The following is a 19,633-nucleotide window of genomic DNA, read 5'->3' on the forward strand; positions in this document are numbered from 1 at the left end:
TTGCCGGGGCACCGGACCGGCCGGATGGGCTGCGCAGCAGCCCAAGGGTATCGATAGCACTGCAGAATCTGGGGCTGCTGCGCAGCCCTTCGCGGCACGAGGCCGCTCCTACAGGGCGCCGAACAGGCGCGAGAAGAAGCCGGGCTGTTCCTGCTTGCCGCCCTCGTGCTTGGCCTCTTCATGCTTTTCCGGCTCGGCCTTGACTGGGGCCTTGTCGGCCTTGTCGTCCTGCTCCGAACCACCACCGAACAGGTTGGAGAAGAACCCACCTTTGCCCTTGCTGGTGTTGGCTGCAGGCGCAGCGGCCACCGGTGCGACCTTCTCCGGCTCGAACGACTTGCCCGCCAGCAGGTCTTGCACCTGGCCCGCGGCCCGCTGGCCACTGCGCAGGGCGCCTTCGAGGGTGCCTGGATACAAGGCGTCGGTGTGTTCGCCGGCAAAGGCGACACGCTGCACCGGGCGCTCCCACAGGCGCCAGTACTTGCTGATCTGCCCCGGTCCGTAGGCCAGGTAGGCACCACCGGTGCCGGCGTCGGTGCTGTAGCGCTTGATCTCGTAGCCAGTGTAGGAGCCACGGGCCTGTGGGTAGAAGGCATGCAGGCGGATCAGCACCTGGTCGACCATCTGCTTGTCACCGAAGGCCTGCAACAGACGCGCGTTGTCGCCGGAGAGGTTGATCACCACGTTGGCGCCACCCTTGAGCGCCGGCTCGATCCACAGCATGCCCAGGCCGGTGTTACTGAAGATCTCGCCAGACATCCGCGCCCGGCTTTCCCACACCGGCTTCTTGAACTTGAGCATCAACTGGTCGCGCCAGCCGTAGTTGGTACCCTTGAGCGCCGCCAGGTGCTGGCCGTCCAGGCCCGGCGTCATCTGGATCTTGGCCAGGGCACGCAGCGGCACCGCCATCACCACGTAGTCGGCCTGATAGCCGACACTGCCGGCTTTGACCGTGACGCCATCCTTGTCCTGGACGATGGCGGTGACCGGCGAGCTGGTCTTGATGGTCTTGAGTTGCTTGACGAACGCCTGGGCCAGTACCGGGCTGCCGCCCGGCAGGCGTGCGGCGCGCAGGTCGCGATCGCTGATGCCACGGTAGACGCGGTTCTGCTGGGCGAAATACAGCAGCGACAGGCGCGAAGGCTCGTCGTAGCGGGTTCGGATCTGCTGGTTGACCAGCTGGCGAGCGGTGGCTGGCAATTGCAGCTTGTCGAGCCAGGTGGAGACGTTGATCTGGTCGAGGGCGAACAACGTGCTGTTGGCCTGGGGCTTGAGCGGGTCGTCGATGGAGCGGGCCAGGTCGTCGAGGGTCTTCTCGTAACGCTTGAGCGCCTCGGCGGTGGCGGGTTGCTTGGTGGCCAGGTCGGTGGCGCTGAAGTACTCGCCATCGATCAGGTAGCCCGGCGTACGCACGAACTCCGGCGCCGGCAGTGTTTCAAGCTTGAAACGATCCAGGTACTGGTTGAGCACCGGCTGCGCCTTGCTGTTGCCGATCCACTCGCTGGTGGCCAGGCCCGATCGGCCGCCCATGCCCGACTTGGCTTCCAGCAGAGTCACCTGCCAGCCCTTGCTCTGCAGCTCATAGGCTGCGGTCAGGCCCGCCAGGCCGCCGCCCACGACGATCGCCGAGGGTGTCTTGTCCTTGGCCAGCGCGGCACCGCTGGAAACACCGATCAATACCAACGCGCACAGGCGCACCCAAGCAGCAGCCATGATGGCGAACTCCGAGTTGAAGTAGCGGTAAAAGGAGGGGTTGGGGGTCTCTTCGAGAGACGATGCGTTAAGAATACGTCAGGTCCAGGCACCTCGCCAGCACAGCGACAACAAGTGCTTTTGCCTGCAGGGGTTTTCGTTCTCGAAGACACCGCGCGGACCGTGGCGGTTGTCCTGCAACCCGGCATTGCTTAGGCTTGTGCGGTCATTCAAGCCGCGTCGCCAGGAGAAGTGCCCATGGGCCTCAACGATCAGTGGATGCAACGTGACCTCAAGGTCCTGTGGCACCCCTGCACCCAGATGAAAGACCACGAGCAGCTGCCGCTGATCCCGATCAAGCGCGGCGAAGGCGTGTGGCTCGAGGACTTCGAGGGCAAGCGCTACCTGGATGCCGTGAGCAGTTGGTGGGTCAACGTGTTCGGCCACGCCAACCCACGCATCAACCAGCGCATCAAGGATCAGGTCGACCAGCTCGAGCACGTGATCCTCGCCGGCTTCAGCCACCAGCCGGTGATCGAGCTGTCCGAACGCCTGGTAGCCATGACCCCGGCCGGGCTCGACCGGGTGTTCTATGCCGACAACGGCTCGTCGTGCATCGAAGTGGCCTTGAAGATGAGCTTCCATTACTGGCAGAACATCGGCAAGCCGGCGAAGAAGCGCTTCGTCACCCTCACCAACAGCTACCATGGCGAGACCATCGCCGCCATGTCGGTGGGCGACGTGCCGCTGTTTACCGAAACCTACAAGGCGCTGCTCCTCGACACCCTCAAGGTGCCAAGCCCGGACTGCTACCTGCGCCCCGAGGGCATGGGTTGGGAAGAGCACTCGCGCAACATGTTCGCCGCCATGGAGCAGACCCTGGCCGACCACCACGACACCATCGCCGCGGTGATCATCGAACCGTTGATCCAGGGCGCTGGCGGCATGCGCATGTACCATCCGGTGTACCTCAAGCTGCTGCGCGAGGCCTGCGACCGCTATGGCGTGCACCTGATCCACGACGAGATCGCCGTGGGCTTCGGCCGTACCGGCACGATGTTCGCGTGTGAACGGGCCGGCATCCGCCCGGACTTCCTGTGCCTGTCCAAGGCCCTCACGGGCGGCTACCTGCCGCTGGCCGCGTGCCTGACCACCGACACCGTGTACCAGGCGTTCTACGACGACTACCCGACCCTGCGCGCCTTCCTCCACTCGCACAGCTACACCGGCAACCCGCTGGCCTGCGCGGCGGCCCTGGCGACCCTGGACATCTTCGAGCAGGACAACGTGATCGAGGCCAACAAGGCGTTGGCCACGCGCATGGCCAGCGCCACCGCGCACCTGGCCGAGCACGCCCACGTCGCCGAGATCCGCCAGACCGGCATGGCCCTGGCCATCGAGATGGTCCAGGACAAGGCCAACAAGACTGCCTACCCCTGGCAAGAGCGGCGCGGCCTGAAGGTCTTCGAGCATGCCCTGACCCGTGGCGCCCTGCTGCGACCGCTGGGTAGCGTGGTGTACTTCCTGCCACCGTACGTGATCACGCCCGAGCAGATCGATTTCCTTGCCGAGGTGGCCAGCGAAGGCATCGACATCGCCACCCGCAGCAGCGTCAGCGTGGCGGTGCCGGCCGACTTCCACCCCGACTTCCGCGATCCGGGCTGAGCCAAACTCCACTGACGCCACCCTGTAGGAGCGGGTTTACCCGCGAATGCGCTGGTAAACTCACCATCGCATTCGCGGGTAAACCCGCTCCTACAGGGGTTGTGTACACCCTTTCCCGACGAGCTGAACCATGAGACTGTCCCGCTTCTTCATCGACGCCCCCCTGAGCCTTGGCGAGCACGACCTGCCCGAGGCCCAGGCCCACTACATCGGCCGCGTGCTGCGCATGGGCCCCGGCGACGCCGTGCAACTGTTCGATGGCAGTGGCCAGGAATACCTCGGGCAGTTGCTCGAGGTGGGCAAGAAAAACGTCCGGGTAAGCCTCGACCAGGCCCTCGCCGGCCAGGCCGATTCGCCGCTGCATATCCATCTCGGCCAGGGGCTGTCCCGTGGCGAGCGCATGGATTGGGCGATCCAGAAAGCCACCGAACTAGGCGCCAATGAAATTACCCCGATCGTCAGCGAGCGCTGCGAAGTACGCTTGAAAGACGAACGTGCCGACAAGCGCCTGGCCCACTGGCGCCAGGTAGCGATCAGCGCCTGCGAGCAATGCGGGCGCTCCACCCTGCCGGTGATACACCCGCCAGTGAGCCTGGCCGAATGGCTCAAGGGCACCGAGGCCGCGCTCAAGCTGGTGCTGCATCCGGTCGCCGAACCGCTGACCAGCCATGACAAACCGGCAACGCTGGCCTTCCTGATCGGTCCGGAAGGCGGCTTGAGCGAGGCAGAAGTCGAACAGGCCAAGGCCTCCGGCTTCCAGGCCGCGCGCCTTGGCCCGCGCGTATTGCGCACCGAGACAGCACCGGTGGTGGCGCTGTCGGTGGCGCAGCAGCTCTGGGGCGACTTCTAGCGCACGTAGAACGACACGGCAATGAAGTGCAGCAGGCTGCCGGTGATGACGAACAGGTGCCAGATACCGTGGGCGTGGCGCAAGCGGCTGTCCAGGGCGAAGAAGATGATGCCGATGGTGTAGAACAGCCCGCCCGCCGCCAGCCAGGCGAAGCCGGCGGTGCCCAGGGTGTGCAGCAGCGGCTTGACCGCCACCAGCACCACCCAGCCCATCACCGCGTAGATGATGATCGACAGGATCCGCGCCTCCGAACGCGGCTTGATCTCCTGCAGCATGCCGATCACCGCCAGCCCCCATACCACGCCGAACAGGCTCCAGCCCCAGGGCCCGCGCAGGCTGACCAGGCAGAATGGCGTGTAGCTGCCAGCGATCAGCAGGTAGATCGACAGGTGATCGAGCTTGCGCATGATCACCTTCGCCCGCCCGCGGGTGCTGTGGTAGAGCGTGGAGATGCTGTAGAGCAGCAGCAAGGTGCTGCCGTAGATGGAGAAGCTGACGATCTTCCAGGGATCCCCCTGCAAGCCCGCGACGACGATCAGCCAGATGGCACCGATACAGGCCAGGACGGCACCGACCAGGTGGGTCCAGGCATTGAAGCGTTCACCGTAATACATGCAGAGAGAGACCTCCTGAGATGGGCTGGGTTCCTGTCGGACGCTGCCCCTGTAGGAGCGGGTTTACCCGCGAATGGGCCATCAGCCTTGCATCCTACCCAAGGGCAGGTTGCAGTTCAGCGTCACGCACCAACCTTTCCAGCCCCACCAGGTCCGGCACCCGCGCCACCTGCTCACCCACCTGCACCGCCGCCAGCTCCAGGCTGCCCAGCGGCACATCCACATAGTTGAGCTGGCTGTCGAGCTTGCACGAGCGCGGAATGTCCTGCAGCAGCACGGCCAGGTAGCGCAGGCCGGTGTCGCCCAGGGCATTGAGCACGACGATACGCGCCCGCTCGCCGCAGGGCGTCTGGCCACCGCAGGCGGTCTCGAAGCCGATCAGCGGCAGGCGCTGCTGGCGCCAGTCGATCCAGCCCAGGTGCCAGGCCGGTTGCCCCGGCTGGCACGCCAGGTTGCGCTGGCCGATCAGCTCGGCTACGGCCACGTTCGGCAGTACCAAAGTACGGTCACCCAGCGGCAGCAACAGGCCAGTCAGGCTGCTGCGCTGGCCGGCGATCAGTTCAAGCATGCTGCTGGCTCCAATGGGCGATGCTCTGCAGCAACACCGATTCCTGGTAGGGTTTGCCGAGGTAGTCGTTGACCCCGATGGCCATGGCCCGCTCCCGGTGCTTCTGCCCGGTGCGCGAGGTGATCATGATGATCGGCAGGTCCTTGAGGCGCCCGTCGGCGCGAATGCGTGTGGCCACCTCGAAACCGTCCATGCGCGGCATCTCGATGTCCAGCAGCAGCACGTCCGGGCGGTGGACCTCCAACTGGGCCATGGCATCGACGCCGTCCTTGGCGGTCAGCACGCTCATGCCATGGCGTTCGAGCAGGCGGCTGGTCACCTTGCGTACGGTCACCGAGTCGTCCACCACCATCACCAGCACCGGGCGCCGTGGCGCCGGCCCGAACAACGTGCGCTGCACGCCGCTGCCACCGGGCAGGCGGGCCAATCTGCGCTGCTGCCCGCGTAACTGGCCGAGCAAGTCAAGAATCAGCACCACCCGGCCATCCCCCAGCAACGTCGCACCCGCCAGGCCGGCCACCGCGGCGAACTGTGGCCCGAGACTCTTGACCACGATCTCGCGGCTCGGCGACAGGCTGTCGACCTGGATGGCGAACGACTGTTCCTGGGAATGCACCAGCAGCACCGGCAACGGCACCCGCTGCCCCAACAGGGTGGGCCGTGGCATGCCCTGGACCAACTCGCCCAGGTAGCGCAGCTGGTACTCGTACCCGGCATACACGTAGCGCGGCGTGTCCAACTGGTAGCAAGCCTCGAGCTCGGCCGGCGGCACGCGCACGATGCCCTCGATGGTGTTGAGCGGGATCGCGTACTGCTCGTCGCCCAGGTGCACCATCACCGCGCGGTTGATCGACACGGTGAACGGCAGGCGGATCAGGAAGCGCGCGCCCTTGCCCTGGGCCGATTCGATGGTCATCGAGCCGCCCAGCTGCTTGACCTCCTCGTGCACCACGTCCATGCCCAGGCCACGGCCGGATATCTGGGTGATCTTTTCCGCCGTGGAGAAGCCAGGGCGCAGGATGAACTGGAGGATCTCGTGGTCGCTCAGGCGCGCGGCCGGGTCCAGCAGGCCACGCTTGATGGCCTTGCGCCGCACGGCCTCCAGCGGCACGCCAGCGCCGTCGTCGGTCATCTCGATGACGATGTCGGCGCCTTCGTGCAGCAGGTTCAGGTGGATGGTGCCCTGCTCGGGCTTGCCCGCGGCCAGGCGCACCTGGCGCGACTCCAGGCCGTGGTCGACGGCATTGCGCAACATGTGCTCCAGCGGCGCGACCATGCGTTCGAGCACGCTGCGGTCCAGTTCGCCCTCGGCGTTGCCGACCACCAGTTCGACCTGTTTGCCAAGCTCGCTGGCCACCTGCCGTACCACCCGTTGCAGGCGCGGCACCAGGCGCTCGAACGGCACCATCAAGGTCGCGGTCAGGCCTTCCTGCAACTGGCTGTTGACCCGCGCCTGCTGCAACAGCAGGCCGTGGGTATCCTGGGCGCGCTGGGCAAGGGTTTCCTTCAGTTCGATCAGGTCCGAGGCCGACTCGAACAAGGCCCGCGACAGTTGCTGCAGCTGCGAATGGCGGTCCATTTCCAGCGGGTCGAAGTCTTCGTAGGCGTCGCTTTCGAAGGCCTGGCGGCTGGTAATGCGGCCCTGGGTCTCGATGTCCAGGCGCAGCAACTGGTCGCGCATGCGCTCGAGGGTGGTGTCCATTTCGCTGAGGGCGAACTGGGCATCGTTGATCTGTTGCTCGATGCGCCCGCGAATTACCGAGTGCTCGCCGGCCAGGTTGCCCAGGTCATCGAGCAGCTCGGCATCGACCTTGACCATGTCGCCAGCCGCACGCTCGGGCGATGCCGCCGGGGCGTCGGCGGGCACCACCTCGGCCGGGGCCTGGGTGGCCACGCTGTCGGCCAGGGCAGCGCTGCTGAAGTTGCGGATGTAATCGATCAGCGCCGTGGCGGCATGCAGCGGCTGCCCCAGGCGTACGGCATCGAGCATGTGCGCCAGGCGGTCATGGCAGTTCTGCAGCAGCGAGAACAGCGCCGGGGTCGGCGGCAGGCGGCCAGCCGCCAGCAACTCGTAGAGAAACTCCAGTTCGTGGGCGAGGTCGCCGATGGCACTGATCTCGACCATCCGCGCCACCCCTTTGAGGGTGTGCAGGTCGCGCATGAGGTTTTCCACCTCGGCAGCGTTGCGCGGGTCGGCTTGCCAACGGGCCAGGGCGGTGGCGGCGCTTTCGACGATGTCGGCGCTTTCTTCGAGGAACACCTCCATCAGCGCCTTGTCGCCCTGGCTTTGCTCGTCGTCTTCGTCGACGACTTCGGCGACACCTTCGATAGGGTCGAGCGCGGTCACCGCCGTGGCGCTGACCAACCCCGTGGCGTCAGGCGCAAGGCCCTCGCCGAGCAGCCCGCGCAGGGCCTCGACCGTTGCCTGGCGGGCGCTGGGTTCCTGGCCGGCAGCCAGCTCATCGAGCATGTCGATCAGCGTCTCGTGGGCCTGCTGGGCCTGGGTGAAGAAGCGCTCGTCGGCAGCGAGGCTACCTTCCTCGACGGCGCCGTAGAGATCGAGCAGCGCCTCGCAGACCTCATCCATCGCCCACAGGTCGGCCAGGTGCGCCGCATGGCCCAGGGTCGTCAGTTGGTCCAGCAGCGTCTCCAGCGCCTGGCGCTGGCCGGGTTGCTCCTGCCAACCGGAGAGCAGCGACTCGGCGTCGAGCAGGATATCCATGGCCTGGCCGAGAAACTGCGCGGTCTGCCGTGGATCACGTCGGCGCTTGTCGGCGTGGGCATCGGGCGCCACACCGAGCTGGGCGTCCACCCCCAGCCCGACCTGCTCGATCAACTCGGCAGCCCCGGGGATCGGTGCCAGCGGCGCGATATGCAGCTGTTCGAGGCCGGCCTGGAACAGCCCGAGGGCGACCGTCAGTTGCTCGAGCTCGGCCTGGCGCAACGGCAATTGGTGGCTGCGGTATTCCCGCGCCAGCCGGTCGAAGGCAGCCGCCAACTCGGCCACAGGCAAGACGCCCGCCATGCCGGCGCTGCCCTTGAGGGTATGCAAGGCGCGCTGCAAACTGTCGTCGACCGGCGCATCCTGGCCGTGCGCCTGGTCGAGGAAGGCCTCCACGCTCGCCAGGTGGCCCAGCGCCTCTTGCCGGAAGATGTCCAGCAGTTGCCGGTCCAGCCCATCGATCGATGCGCTCGGCTCGGGTATGTCCACGTGGGCCCGCTTGCCAGGCTCCGGCAACTCGACCGGGTTGTCGACCAGGCACGGCACACCGAGGGCAGCGAGGCTGGTGCGGGCGCGGTCGATGAACGGCTGGCCATTGGCCAACGGGTCAGCCACGCGCCATTGCAGATAGCACTCGCCGGCGCTGAGTGCCTCGGCCAGGTGTGTCAGCTCGTCGGCGGGCGGCTCTACCTCAAGGTGCTGCAACCAGCCCTGGACGTAGGCCGCGCATCCACCGAACAGCTCGGCAGCAGCCGGCAGCATCAGCATCGCCAGGGCACCGCGCACCTGTTGCAACAGGCCCGGCAGTGCCTGCAGGCGCTGGCGCGGCCAGCCGGACTCAAGGCAATCGCCGATCAGCTCCTTGGCCTGGTGCAGCACCGCCAGCGCCTCTTCCAACACCACCTGGCGGATTTCGGCCAGGTCCGAGCCCGGCAGGCTGCCTTGGCCACCCTGCTCCATCGGCCCGACCATGCCATTGAGCGTGGCCTCGACGTACAGCAACGCCCCGGCCACGTCCATCAGCACCGCGTCGTCGGCCTCGCGCTCGGCATGGGCCAACGCCTGCAAGGCCAGCACCTGGTCGATGATCACCCGCCGCGGTTGCTGGAAGCCCAGCACCGCCAGGGTATCGGCGACGTGACGCAACGGTGCCAGCAGTTGCTCGAGCTGCGCCGGTTGCTGCCTGTCGCCACGCACGAACAGGTCGAGCCGCTCCTTGATACGCATCAGGTCATCGCACAGCGCCACCACCACCGAGCGCAAGGCGTCGCGGCCCGGCCCGGCCTGCAGTTGCTCGCGCCAGGCGCCCAGCGACAGGTCGAGGTTGGCCAGGTCGTCCTCCCCGGCCAGGCGCTGCGCGACATCGCCGACCAGGCTGCCCTGGGCCAGCGGCTCGACGCCACGGCAAGCCCTGAGCTGGTTGAGCAGGGGCAGCATGACCAGCGGCAGGTCGTGGCGCGCCCCGCGCAGCCGTTGCAGGTAGGCCGGCAGTTGCTCCAGGCCCCGGAACAGCGCGCCCAGGCAATCGCCACGGGGGCTGACCTGGCCGTCGGCCAGGGCCCTGGCGAACTGCTCCAGCTCGTCGGCCAGGCGCGTGGCGCCCTGCAGTTCGAGCATGCGCAGGCAACCATGGACCTGGTGCAGGTTGTCGACCACGAAGGCCAGCATGGACAGGTCGCCGGTCTCGCCAGCAAAGCGCTCCAGGGCCTGCCGGGCCTGGCCCAGGCAGTCGAGGATCGCGTCCCTGGTCCAGGCCAGGGCCACCGTGTCGTGGCGCTCGAGGCTTGCAGTGGCGACAGCCATGGGAACTCCTCAGCGCGGCTCGGGCGGTGTGGGCAGGGTGAAGCCGGACACCGACCGCCGCATCTCGCTGGCCATGCGTGCCAGGTGGCGGATGCTGTCAGCGGTCGCCCCGGAGCCTGCCGAGGTTTGTGCGGTGATCTGCTGGATCACCGCCATGGTGTGGGAAATCTGCCCGGCCGAGGAGGTTTGCAGCTGCGCCGCATCGGAAATGCTGTGGATCAGCTCGGCGAGGTTCTGCGACACGCCTTCGATCTCGGCCAGGGCCACCCCGGCATCCTGGGCCAGGCGGGCGCCGCGCACCACTTCGGCGGTGGTCTGCTCCATGGAGATCACCGCCTCGTTGGTGTCGGCCTGAATGGTGCGCACCAGCGCCTCGATCTGCCGCGTGGCCGACGAAGAACGCTCTGCCAGGCGTTGCACTTCGTCGGCGACCACGGCGAAGCCACGCCCGGCCTCGCCGGCCAGCGACGCCTGGATCGCCGCATTCAGCGCCAGGATGTTGGTCTGATCGGCAATGTCGTCGATCAGGCTGACGATGTCGCCGATTTCCTGCGAAGACTCGCCCAGGCGCTTGATCCGCTTGGCGGTGTCCTGGATCTGCTCGCGAATGTTGTCCATGCCATCGATGGTGTTGTGCACCACCTCATTGCCTTTGTTGGCGATGGCCACCGAGCGCTCGGCCACCTTGGCCGACTCGTAGGCGTGCGCCGAAACCCGGTCGATCGACTCGACCATGTCGCCCACCGCCTCCGACGCTTCGCTGATCTGCTCGGCCTGGTGCTCGGAGGCCTTGGCCAGCTGGCGTGCGGTATTCTGCGTGTCCTGCACGGCAGCGGCCACCTGCACGGCGCTGTGGTTGATGGTGGCGACCAGGTCGCGTAGCTGGTCGACCGAATAGTTGATCGAATCGGCGATGGCACCGGTGAAGTCCTCGGTCACCGACACGGTCACTGTTAGGTCGCCATCGGCCAGCTCCTCGATCTCGTCGAGCAGGCGCATGATCGCCTGCTGGTTGCGCTCGTTCTTCTCGGCGGTTTCGCGCAGCTGGCGGTGGGTGGCGCGGACCATCACCAGGCCGATGAGGATGATCGAGGCCAGCGCCAGCAAGCCCAGGGCATAACCACCAACGGTGTCGAGGGTGCGCCCGGCGGCCAGGTTCTCGAAGCCGTTGGCCAGGTGCGAGGCCTCGTCGAGCAGGGTCTGCGACAGGCTGAAGATGTTGCCCGCCGCTTCGCGCACGCGGAACAGCTCGGGCGAGGTCTCGAGGATTTCGTCCACCGAGCCGGCCACGAACTGGAACAGCTCGGCGATCTCGCCCAGCCGCGCCCGCGCATCGGCATCCTCGACCCGGGTCACCTGGATCGCGGCGTTGCCACGGAGCATGCCTTCGAGCACCTGGCCGAAGCGGCTGGCGTCGCGACCGAAGGCATCCGCCGCCTGCGCGGCACTCTCATCGCCCGCCAGCACGGTATTGACCGAGCCGAGGATGCGCTCGGCCAGCAGCAACTGACGCTGGGCGACCACCACCTGGTTGGCCGGAGCGCCGCTCTGCAGCAGGATCTCCACCACCTTCTCGTATTCGACCTGCAGCTGCGGCACCGTTTCGGCCAGTGTCGCGGCCACCTGGTGCAACGACAGCACGGTCTGCTCGCTGGCGAGGATGGCGTCGGTGTTCTTGCGCAGGTTTTCCCAGTCGCGGCCCACCGTTTCCATCTCGTCGCGCACCGCCGGCGGCGCCGCAGGCAGGCCGGTGGACTTGTCGCCCTCGCGCAGGTAGCCCCAGCGCCGCTCGAAATCGTTGCGTGCGTCCGCCAGTTGCTTGAACGCCAGGGCCTTGCCGGCCGCCGCCTCGGTGGCGTTCTTGGCGATGCGCTGGGACAGCACGCGCAGCTCGCCGGCGTGGCCGATGTACTGCTTGTCGTGGTTGGACTGGGTGTTGAGGTAGGCGAAGTTGGCGAACAGCAGGATGATCGACAGGATCAGGATCACGAACAGTACGGTGATCTGCGCGATGCTGCGCGTGCGCGGGGTCATGCCTGGGGGCGCGACAGTGGGGGCCGGCTTGTTCACGTTGATAGGTCCTATAGCGCCACGTCGAGAAAGCCCGGGGCCTGGGCCAAGGCGAAGGGGCTGAAGATCGCCCAGTTGCGCTCACGGGCGAAATGCCCCTGGACGAAACGGGCGGCGGCGCGCAGCAGCGGCTGCGGGGGCGACAGTTCCAGGCTGCTGAGGGCGAAATGCTGCAGGCCCAGGACCTCGTCGACCAGCAGGCCGACGAACAGGTCTTCGTGGTCCAGCACCAACACCCGCCGCTGCTTGCCCGGGGCTGCCGGGCCGAGGCCGAAGAAACTGCTCAGGTCCATCACCGGCAGGAGCCGCCCGCGCAGGTTGGCGACCCCGCACACCCAGGGCTGCACGCCAGGCACCCGGCTGCTGCGCGGCTCGCGCAGGACCTCGGCGACCTCACCCATGGGGGCGACGAACCACTGCCCGGCAATGCGAAAACCGATGCCGCTCCAGTGTTGCAGGCGCGTGTCCTGCGGCGGCTGGTCGGCCACCAGCAGGCGGCAGCGCCGGTCGATGTCCAGCAACAGCTCGAAGGCGGTCAGCGACGCGCCCTGGGGGCGGGTGGTCAAGCGCCCAGTACTTCTTTGAGCTTGGCGATCAGCGCGTCCTCTTCCACCGGTTTGGTCAGGAAGTCGCGGGCACCCTGGCGCGTGGCCCAGATACGGTCGGTCTCCTGGTCCTTGGTGGTGACCACGACCACGGGTATGGCGCTGGTTTCCGGGTCCTTGCTCAGCTGGCGGGTAGCCTGGAAGCCGTTCATGCCGGGCATGACGATGTCCATCAGCACCGCGTCGGGCTTTTCCTGGCGAGCCAGGGCCACGCCGTCGGCACCGTTGTTGGCCTTGAGCACTTGGTGCCCGTGTTTTTCCAGCCATTCGGTCAGGCGATACATCTCTGTCGGCGAGTCGTCGACAATCAGAACTCGGGCCATGCTGTTTCCCCATCAGGCAAATAGAGGCCGCGCACGGCGGGCGCGGTCAGGGTGCGTGTTGTTGGTGAGCGGCGAATCCAGGCACGTGGGCCCTGATCGCGTCGAGCAGTTCTTCCTTGCCGAACGGCTTGGTGAGGAACTGGTCGGCGCCGACCACGCGGCCACGGGCCTTGTCGAACAGGCCATCGCGTGACGACAGGAGGATCACCGGAATGTCCTTGAAGGTGCTGTTGTGCTTGATCACGGCGCAGGTCTGGTAGCCGTCCAGTCGCGGCATCAGCACATCGACGAAGATGATCCGGGGCTGGTGGTCGACGATCTTGGCCAGGGCGTCGAAGCCGTCGCTGGCGGTGATCACCTCACAGCCCGCTTCGCCAAGCAACATCTGGGCGGTGCGGCGGATGGTGCGGGAATCGTCGATCACCATCACCTTCAGGGGTTGTTCCATGTCTAGGCCTGCCGTCGCTGCTCTATGCCGAAATCCTGGGGCCGTTTCGCAGCCCCAAAGGCCTGTTGTACAGCACTGTGACTGGCATTTTTAGCACACTCCGGGTAGCCATTCCATCTACCGTCCCCCTTGACCGGCGGCGTTCCCAGCGCCACCCTGAGCCACTTTTCTTTCGATTCACCGCGGCCACGCGCCGCCAAGAGGAACCACCCCCATGAGCGTTCGCCTCGGCATTGTCATGGACCCCATCGCGTCCATCTCCTACAAGAAGGACAGTTCGCTGGCCATGCTGCTGGCCGCCCAGGCCCGCGGCTGGAGCCTGTTCTACATGGAACAGCGCGATCTTTACCTCGGCGCCGGCAAGGCCCGTGCGCAGATGCGCCCGCTGAAGGTGTTCGCCGACCCGGCTCGCTGGTTCGAGCTGGGCGAGGAGCAGGACAGCGCGCTGGCCGAGCTGGACGTGGTGCTGATGCGCAAGGACCCGCCCTTCGACATGGAGTTCGTCTACAGCACCTACCTGCTGGAGCAAGCCGAGCGCGAAGGCGTGCTGGTGGTCAACCGCCCGCAGAGCCTGCGCGACTGCAACGAAAAACTCTTCGCCACCCAGTTCCCGCAGTGCATGGCGCCGACCCTGGTCAGCCGCCGCGCCGACATCCTGCGTGAGTTCGCCACCACCCACGGCGACGTGATCCTCAAGCCGCTCGACGGCATGGGTGGTACCTCGGTGTTCCGCCACCGCCCAGGCGACCCCAACCTCTCGGTGATCCTCGAGACCCTGACCCAGCATGGCGGCCAGCAGATCATGGCGCAGGCCTACCTGCCGCAGATCACCGACGGCGACAAGCGCATCCTGATGATCGACGGCGAGCCGGTCGACTACTGCCTGGCGCGCATTCCGGCCAGCGGCGAAACACGCGGCAACCTGGCCGCCGGTGGCCGTGGCGAAGCCCGCCCGCTGACCGATCGCGATCGCTGGATCGCCGCCCAGGTCGGCCCGACCCTGCGCGAAAAGGGCCTGCTGTTCGTCGGCCTCGACGTGATCGGCGACTACCTCACCGAGATCAACGTGACCAGCCCCACCTGCATCCGCGAGATCGACGCTGCCTACAACACCGATATCGGCGGCAAGCTGATGGATGCCATTGATCGCAAGCTCCAGGCGCGCTGACCGCCGACGCGGAGCAAAGACGCGGAGTGGGGTATGATGCCGGTCCTTTTCGACTGAGCTGCTGCCCCGCCCCGCAGCTGCTGGATACCCGATGACGCTGCCTGCCGACATCCCCGCCGACCTGCTGCCACCCCGCGTCCGCCCGGTGGACCGGCTTGGCTTTACCCTGTTCCTGGCTGCCCTGGTGCACCTGGCGCTGATCCTCGGCGTCGGCTTTACCGTGGTCAAGCCGGCAGAAATCCGCCACACCATGGACATCACCCTGGCCACCTTCAAGAGCGAGAAACCGCCCGAGAAGGCCGACTTCCAGGCCCAAGACAACCAGCAAGGCAGCGGCACCCTGGACAAGAAGGCGGTACCCAAGACCACCGAGGTGGCACCATTCCAGGACAGCAAGATCAACAAGGTCACGCCACCGCCTGCGGCCAAGCCGCAGGTCACGCCGCCACCTGCGCCGCAGAAGTCCGCCGTGGTGACCCAGGCGCCGAAGCCACAGAAGGTCGAGCCCAAGCCCAAGGAAAGCAAGCCACAGCCCAAGCCGGCTGCGGCCACCCCGGACTTCGACAGCTCGCAGCTGTCGAGCCAGATCGCCAGCCTCGAGGCCGAGCTGTCCAACGAACAGCAGCTGTATGCCAAGCGCCCGCGCATCCATCGCCTCAATGCCGCCTCGACCATGCGCGACAAGGGCGCCTGGTACAAGGAAGAGTGGCGCAAGAAGGTCGAGCGGGTGGGTAACCTGAACTACCCCGACGAAGCCCGCCGCCAGCAGATCTACGGCAACCTGCGGATGATGGTGTCGATCAACCGCGATGGCTCGCTGTACGAGGTGCTGGTGCTGGAGTCGTCCGGGCAGCCGGTGCTCGACCAGGCGGCACAGCGCATCGTGCGCCTGGCCGCGCCGTTCGCGCCGTTCACCGGCGACCTGGCCGAGTTCGACCGGCTGGAGATCATCCGCACCTGGCGTTTTGCCCGTGGGGATCGGTTGTCCAGTAACTGATCGGGGCATCGCGCCCCCTGTAGGAGCGGGTTTACCCGCGAATGCGCCAGACCAGACAATGAGGTCGCCCAGTCGGACGCATTCGCGGATGAACCCGCTCCTACAGCGCACCTTGTCAGCCTCGCCACCTGGCGCCACACTATCCCCCATGAAAACCCTCACGCCGAGCTACCTCAAGCATCAGTTCCTGATCGCCATGCCGCACATGGCCGACCCGAACTTCGCCCAGACCCTCACGTACATCGTCGAGCACAACGCCAATGGCGCCATGGGCCTGGTGGTCAACCGACCGCAGGAGCTCAATCTCGGCGACATCCTCGAGCAGTTGCGCCCGGACGAAACGCCCCCGGTCGGCACCCTGCAAGTCCCCATCTACCAGGGCGGCCCGGTGCAGACCGACCGCGGCTTCGTGCTGCACACCAACGAGTGCTCGTACCAGGCCACCGTCGAGCTGCAAGGCTTGTCGCTGTCCACCTCGCAGGACGTGCTGTTCGCCATCGCCGAGGGCGTGGGGCCCAAGCAGAGCCTGATCACCCTCGGCTATGCCGGCTGGGAAGCCGGCCAGCTGGAGGCGGAGCTGGTCGACAATGCCTGGCTCAACTGCCCGTTCGACCCGGAAATCATCTTCGGTCTGGCCAGCGATCAACGCCTGAGCGCCGCCGCGGCCAGCCTGGGCATCAACCTCAGCCTGCTGACCAGCCAGGCGGGGCACGCCTGATGGCCGAGCTGCGCCTGCTGCTGGGCTTCGACTACGGCAGCAAACAGATCGGCGTGGCCGTGGGCCAGGTGATCACCGGCCAGGCCCGCGAGCTGTGCACGCTCAAGGCACAGAACGGTGTGCCGGACTGGGCCCAGGTGGAAAAGCTCATCGCAGAGTGGAAACCCGACGCCATCGTCGTCGGCCTGCCGCTGAACATGGACGGCACGCCCAGCGAGATGAGCGCCCGCGCCGAGAAGTTCGCCCGCCGCCTCAATGGCCGTTTCAACCTGCCGGTGCATACCCACGACGAGCGCCTGACCACCTTCGAGGCCAAGGGCGAACGCCTGGCCCGCGGTGGCCAGCGTGGCAGCTATCGCGACAACCCGGTCGATGCCATCGCCGCCGCCCTGCTGCTGCAAGGCTGGCTGGAGGCCAACACTTAATCCGCTTTGCCGCCGGGCCGACCCGGCGCGCGACCGCTTACCTGGAGCCCGCACGCAATGAGCCTACCCAATCCCGCCGAACTGATCCGGCAGATGGCCGTCGACCTACGCGCCCACCTGGCCCGCCGCGGCATCAGCGAACCCCGCTACATCGGCATCCGCACCGGCGGTGTCTGGGTCGCCCAGGCCCTGCAGCAGGAAATGGCCGACAGCAGCCCGATGGGCGTGCTCGACGTGTCGTTCTACCGCGACGACTTCAGCCAGAACGGCCTGCACCCGCAGGTGCGCCCGTCGGAGCTGCCGTTCGAGGTCGAAGGCCAGCACCTGGTACTGGTCGACGACGTGCTGATGAGCGGGCGTACCATCCGCGCCGCGCTCAACGAACTGTTCGACTATGGGCGCCCGGCCAGCGTGACGCTGGTCTGCCTGCTCGACCTGGACGCCGGCGAACTGCCAATCCGCCCCAACGTGCTTGGCGCCACCCTGTCGCTGGCCGCCGATGAGCGGGTAAAATTGACCGGCCCCGCGCCGCTCGCACTCGAGCTGCAGGACCTCGCCACCGCTTCCGCCCTTTGAAAGAGTCCCCCGCGATGACGCCTATCGACGCCAAGCGCCCGCTGCAGCTCAATGACCAGGGCCAGCTGCGCCACTTCCTCTCGCTCGACGGTTTGCCCCGCGAACTGCTCACCGAGATCCTCGACACCGCCGACTCGTTCCTCGAGGTCGGCGCCCGGGCCGTGAAAAAAGTCCCGCTGCTGCGCGGCAAGACCGTGTGCAACGTGTTCTTCGAGAATTCCACGCGCACCCGCACCACCTTCGAGCTGGCCGCCCAACGGCTGTCGGCGGACGTGATCAGCCTCAATGTGTCGACTTCCTCGACCAGCAAGGGCGAGACCCTGTTCGACACCCTGCGCAACCTCGAGGCCATGGCCGCCGACATGTTCGTGGTGCGCCACTCCGACTCCGGCGCCGCGCACTTCATCGCCGAGCATGTGTGCCCGGACGTTGCCGTGATCAACGGCGGCGACGGCCGCCACGCGCATCCGACCCAAGGCATGCTCGACATGCTGACCATTCGCCGTCACAAAGGCAGCTTCGAGAACCTTTCGGTGGCGATCGTCGGCGATATCCTGCATTCGCGGGTCGCCCGTTCCGACATGCTCGCGCTCAAGGCGCTGGGCTGCCCGGACATCCGCGTGATCGGCCCGAAAACCCTGATCCCGATCGGCATCGAGCAGTACGGGGTGAAGGTCTACACCGACCTCGCCGAAGGCCTGAAGGATGTCGACGTGGTGATCATGCTGCGCCTGCAGCGCGAGCGCATGGCCGGCGGCCTGCTGCCCAGCGAGGGCGAGTTCTACCGCCTGTTCGGCCTGACCACCGCACGCCTGGCCGGGGCCAAGCCCGATGCCATCGTCATGCACCCGGGCCCGATCAACCGCGGCGTGGAAATCGAGTCGGCGGTGGCCGATGGCGCCCATTCGGTGATCCTCAACCAGGTCACCTACGGCATCGCCGTGCGCATGGCGGTACTGTCCATGGCCATGAGCGGGCAAAACGCACAACGTCAATTCGACCAGGAGAACGCCCAGTGACCATCAGCATTCTCGGCGCCCGGGTCATCGATCCCAACAGCGGCCTGGACCAGGTCACCGACCTGCACCTGGACGCAGGGCGCATTGCCGCCATCGGCACCGCCCCTGCCGGATTCACGGCGCAGCGCACGATCCAGGCCGACGGCCTGATCGCCGCCCCCGGCCTGGTCGACCTTGGTGTCTCGCTGCGCGAGCCGGGCTACAGCCGCAAGGGCAACATCGCCAGCGAAACCCGCGCCGCCGTGGCCGGTGGCGTCACCAGCCTGTGCTGCCCGCCGCAGACCAAGCCAGTGCTGGATACCTCGGCCGTGGCCGAGCTGATCCTCGACCGCGCCCGCGAAGCCGGCAACAGCAAGGTCTACCCGATCGGCGCCCTGACCAAGGGCCTGGAAGGCGAGCAACTGGCCGAACTGGTGGCCCTGCGCGATACCGGCTGCGTGGCCTTCGGCAACGGCCTGGCACAAATCCCCAACAACCGCACCCTGGCCCGCGCCCTGGAGTATGCCGCCACCTTCGACCTGACCGTGGTGTTCCATTCCCAGGACCGCGACCTGGCCCAGGGCGGCCTGGCCCACGAAGGCGCCATGGCCAGCTTCCTCGGCCTGCCGGGCATCCCGGAAACCGCCGAGACCGTGGCCCTGGCGCGCAACCTGCTGCTGGTGGAACAGACCGGAGTGCGTGCGCACTTTAGCCAGATCACCAGCGCCCGCGGCGCACGGCTGATCGCCCAGGCCCAGCAACTGGGTCTGCCGGTGACTGCGGATGTGGCGCTGTACCAGTTGATCCTCACCGACGAGTCGTTGCGCGAGTTCTCCAGCCTCTACCACGTGCAACCACCGCTGCGCACCGCCGCCGACCGCGACGGCCTGCGCGAGGCGGTGAAAGCCGGGGTGATCCAGGCGATCTCCAGCCACCATCAGCCGCACGAACGCGATGCCAAGCTGGCGCCATTCGGGGCCACCGAACCAGGCATCAGCAGCGTCGAGCTACTGCTGCCGCTGGCCATGACCCTGGTCGAGGACGGCCTGCTCGACCTGCCGACCCTGCTGGCCCGACTGAGCAGCGGCCCGGCTGCGGCCATGCGCCTGCCGGCGGGCGAGTTGAAGGTGGGCGGCGCGGCCGACCTGGTGCTGTTCGACGCCAAGGCCTCCACCGTCGCTGGCGAGCGCTGGCTGTCGCGTGGCGACAACTGCCCGTTCATCGGCCACTGCCTGCCGGGCGCGGTGCGTTATACCTTGGTCGATGGGCATGTCTGCCACGAGGGCTGAGTAACCTCCTTCGCGGGTAAACCCGCTCCTACAGGCCGCGCAGGCTCTGTAGGAGCGGGTTTACCCGCGAAAGAGCCGCGGGGGGAGGGTGGAGGGCGGAAG

At 67.0% G+C, this 19,633-nt stretch carries 16 protein-coding genes and 1 pseudogene; 9 read left to right on the forward strand and 8 right to left on the reverse strand.

From position 1 onward, the window contains the following. Positions 1–113: 113 nt before the first annotated feature. A pseudogene (locus IAE37_RS25740) lies at positions 114–1,713 on the reverse strand (flavin monoamine oxidase family protein); the annotation flags it as partial. A 237-nt stretch (positions 1,714–1,950) separates the two neighbouring features. Between IAE37_RS25740 and IAE37_RS25745 the strand changes: the two are divergent. Continuing rightward, a complete protein-coding gene (locus IAE37_RS25745; RefSeq protein ID WP_201178268.1) occupies positions 1,951–3,357 on the forward strand; it encodes an adenosylmethionine--8-amino-7-oxononanoate transaminase in 1,407 nt (468 codons plus the stop codon). A gap of 130 nt (positions 3,358–3,487) precedes the next feature. Then, positions 3,488–4,207: a 16S rRNA (uracil(1498)-N(3))-methyltransferase gene (locus IAE37_RS25750; RefSeq protein ID WP_201178269.1), complete on the forward strand. Its 720-nt coding sequence runs from the start codon at positions 3,488–3,490 to the stop codon at positions 4,205–4,207. On the opposite strand, the gene trhA is transcribed toward IAE37_RS25750, so the two are convergent. The 7 genes from trhA to IAE37_RS25785 all read right to left on the reverse strand — a co-directional run bounded on the left by trhA (position 4,204) and on the right by IAE37_RS25785 (position 13,360). Then, positions 4,204–4,821, reverse strand: a complete 618-nt coding sequence (trhA, locus tag IAE37_RS25755) for a PAQR family membrane homeostasis protein TrhA (RefSeq protein ID WP_201178270.1) — start codon at positions 4,819–4,821, stop codon at positions 4,204–4,206. The genes IAE37_RS25750 and trhA overlap by 4 nt on opposite strands. Positions 4,822–4,915: 94 nt before the next feature. Continuing rightward, positions 4,916–5,389 (reverse strand): chemotaxis protein CheW, encoded by a 474-nt coding sequence (locus IAE37_RS25760; protein WP_201178271.1) that lies wholly within the window; start codon positions 5,387–5,389, stop codon positions 4,916–4,918. Beyond that, positions 5,382–9,914, reverse strand: coding sequence for a hybrid sensor histidine kinase/response regulator (locus tag IAE37_RS25765; RefSeq protein ID WP_201178272.1), 4,533 nt, complete (start codon positions 9,912–9,914; stop codon positions 5,382–5,384). The genes IAE37_RS25760 and IAE37_RS25765 overlap by 8 nt, the downstream gene beginning before the upstream one ends. A gap of 9 nt (positions 9,915–9,923) precedes the next feature. Next, a complete protein-coding gene (locus IAE37_RS25770) occupies positions 9,924–11,948 on the reverse strand; it encodes a methyl-accepting chemotaxis protein (protein WP_236410167.1) in 2,025 nt (674 codons plus the stop codon). 47 nt (positions 11,949–11,995) lie between these two features. Further along, positions 11,996–12,550, reverse strand: coding sequence for a chemotaxis protein CheW (locus tag IAE37_RS25775; protein WP_201178274.1), 555 nt, complete (start codon positions 12,548–12,550; stop codon positions 11,996–11,998). After that, positions 12,547–12,912, reverse strand: coding sequence for a twitching motility response regulator PilH (gene pilH / locus IAE37_RS25780; RefSeq protein ID WP_060509717.1), 366 nt, complete (start codon positions 12,910–12,912; stop codon positions 12,547–12,549). The genes IAE37_RS25775 and pilH overlap by 4 nt, the downstream gene beginning before the upstream one ends. Before the next feature lie 46 nt (positions 12,913–12,958). After that, the gene (locus tag IAE37_RS25785; protein ID WP_201178275.1) at positions 12,959–13,360 is read right to left on the reverse strand and encodes a response regulator; all 402 of its coding nucleotides are present in this window, start codon (positions 13,358–13,360) and stop codon (positions 12,959–12,961) included. A gap of 214 nt (positions 13,361–13,574) precedes the next feature. Between IAE37_RS25785 and gshB the strand changes: the two genes are divergently transcribed. From gshB to IAE37_RS25820, 7 genes are all read left to right on the forward strand, one after another. Then, complete coding sequence (gshB, locus tag IAE37_RS25790; RefSeq protein ID WP_201178276.1) at positions 13,575–14,528, forward strand: glutathione synthase; 954 nt, start codon at positions 13,575–13,577, stop codon at positions 14,526–14,528. Positions 14,529–14,619: 91 nt separating this feature from the next. Next, the gene (locus IAE37_RS25795; RefSeq protein WP_201178277.1) at positions 14,620–15,525 is read left to right on the forward strand and encodes an energy transducer TonB; all 906 of its coding nucleotides are present in this window, start codon (positions 14,620–14,622) and stop codon (positions 15,523–15,525) included. 148 nt (positions 15,526–15,673) lie between these two features. Then, positions 15,674–16,243: a YqgE/AlgH family protein gene (locus IAE37_RS25800; RefSeq protein WP_201178278.1), complete on the forward strand. Its 570-nt coding sequence runs from the start codon at positions 15,674–15,676 to the stop codon at positions 16,241–16,243. Next, positions 16,243–16,668 carry a Holliday junction resolvase RuvX gene (ruvX, locus tag IAE37_RS25805; RefSeq protein WP_008099990.1) on the forward strand — a complete coding sequence of 142 codons (426 nt, stop codon included), beginning with the start codon at positions 16,243–16,245 and terminating at the stop codon, positions 16,666–16,668. Before IAE37_RS25800 ends, ruvX begins: the two co-directional genes overlap by 1 nt. 57 nt (positions 16,669–16,725) lie before the next feature. Next, on the forward strand, positions 16,726–17,244 hold the full coding sequence (pyrR, locus tag IAE37_RS25810; RefSeq protein ID WP_201178279.1) for a bifunctional pyr operon transcriptional regulator/uracil phosphoribosyltransferase PyrR: 519 nt from the start codon (positions 16,726–16,728) through the stop codon (positions 17,242–17,244). 14 nt (positions 17,245–17,258) lie between these two features. Then, positions 17,259–18,263 (forward strand): aspartate carbamoyltransferase catalytic subunit, encoded by a 1,005-nt coding sequence (locus IAE37_RS25815; protein WP_201178280.1) that lies wholly within the window; start codon positions 17,259–17,261, stop codon positions 18,261–18,263. Beyond that, positions 18,260–19,531, forward strand: a complete 1,272-nt coding sequence (locus IAE37_RS25820; RefSeq protein ID WP_201178281.1) for a dihydroorotase — start codon at positions 18,260–18,262, stop codon at positions 19,529–19,531. The genes IAE37_RS25815 and IAE37_RS25820 overlap by 4 nt, the downstream gene beginning before the upstream one ends. Positions 19,532–19,633 lie beyond the last annotated feature (102 nt).

Origin of the sequence: Pseudomonas sp. S31 (assembly GCF_016648105.1) — a bacterium.
GTDB lineage: Bacteria > Pseudomonadota > Gammaproteobacteria > Pseudomonadales > Pseudomonadaceae > Aquipseudomonas.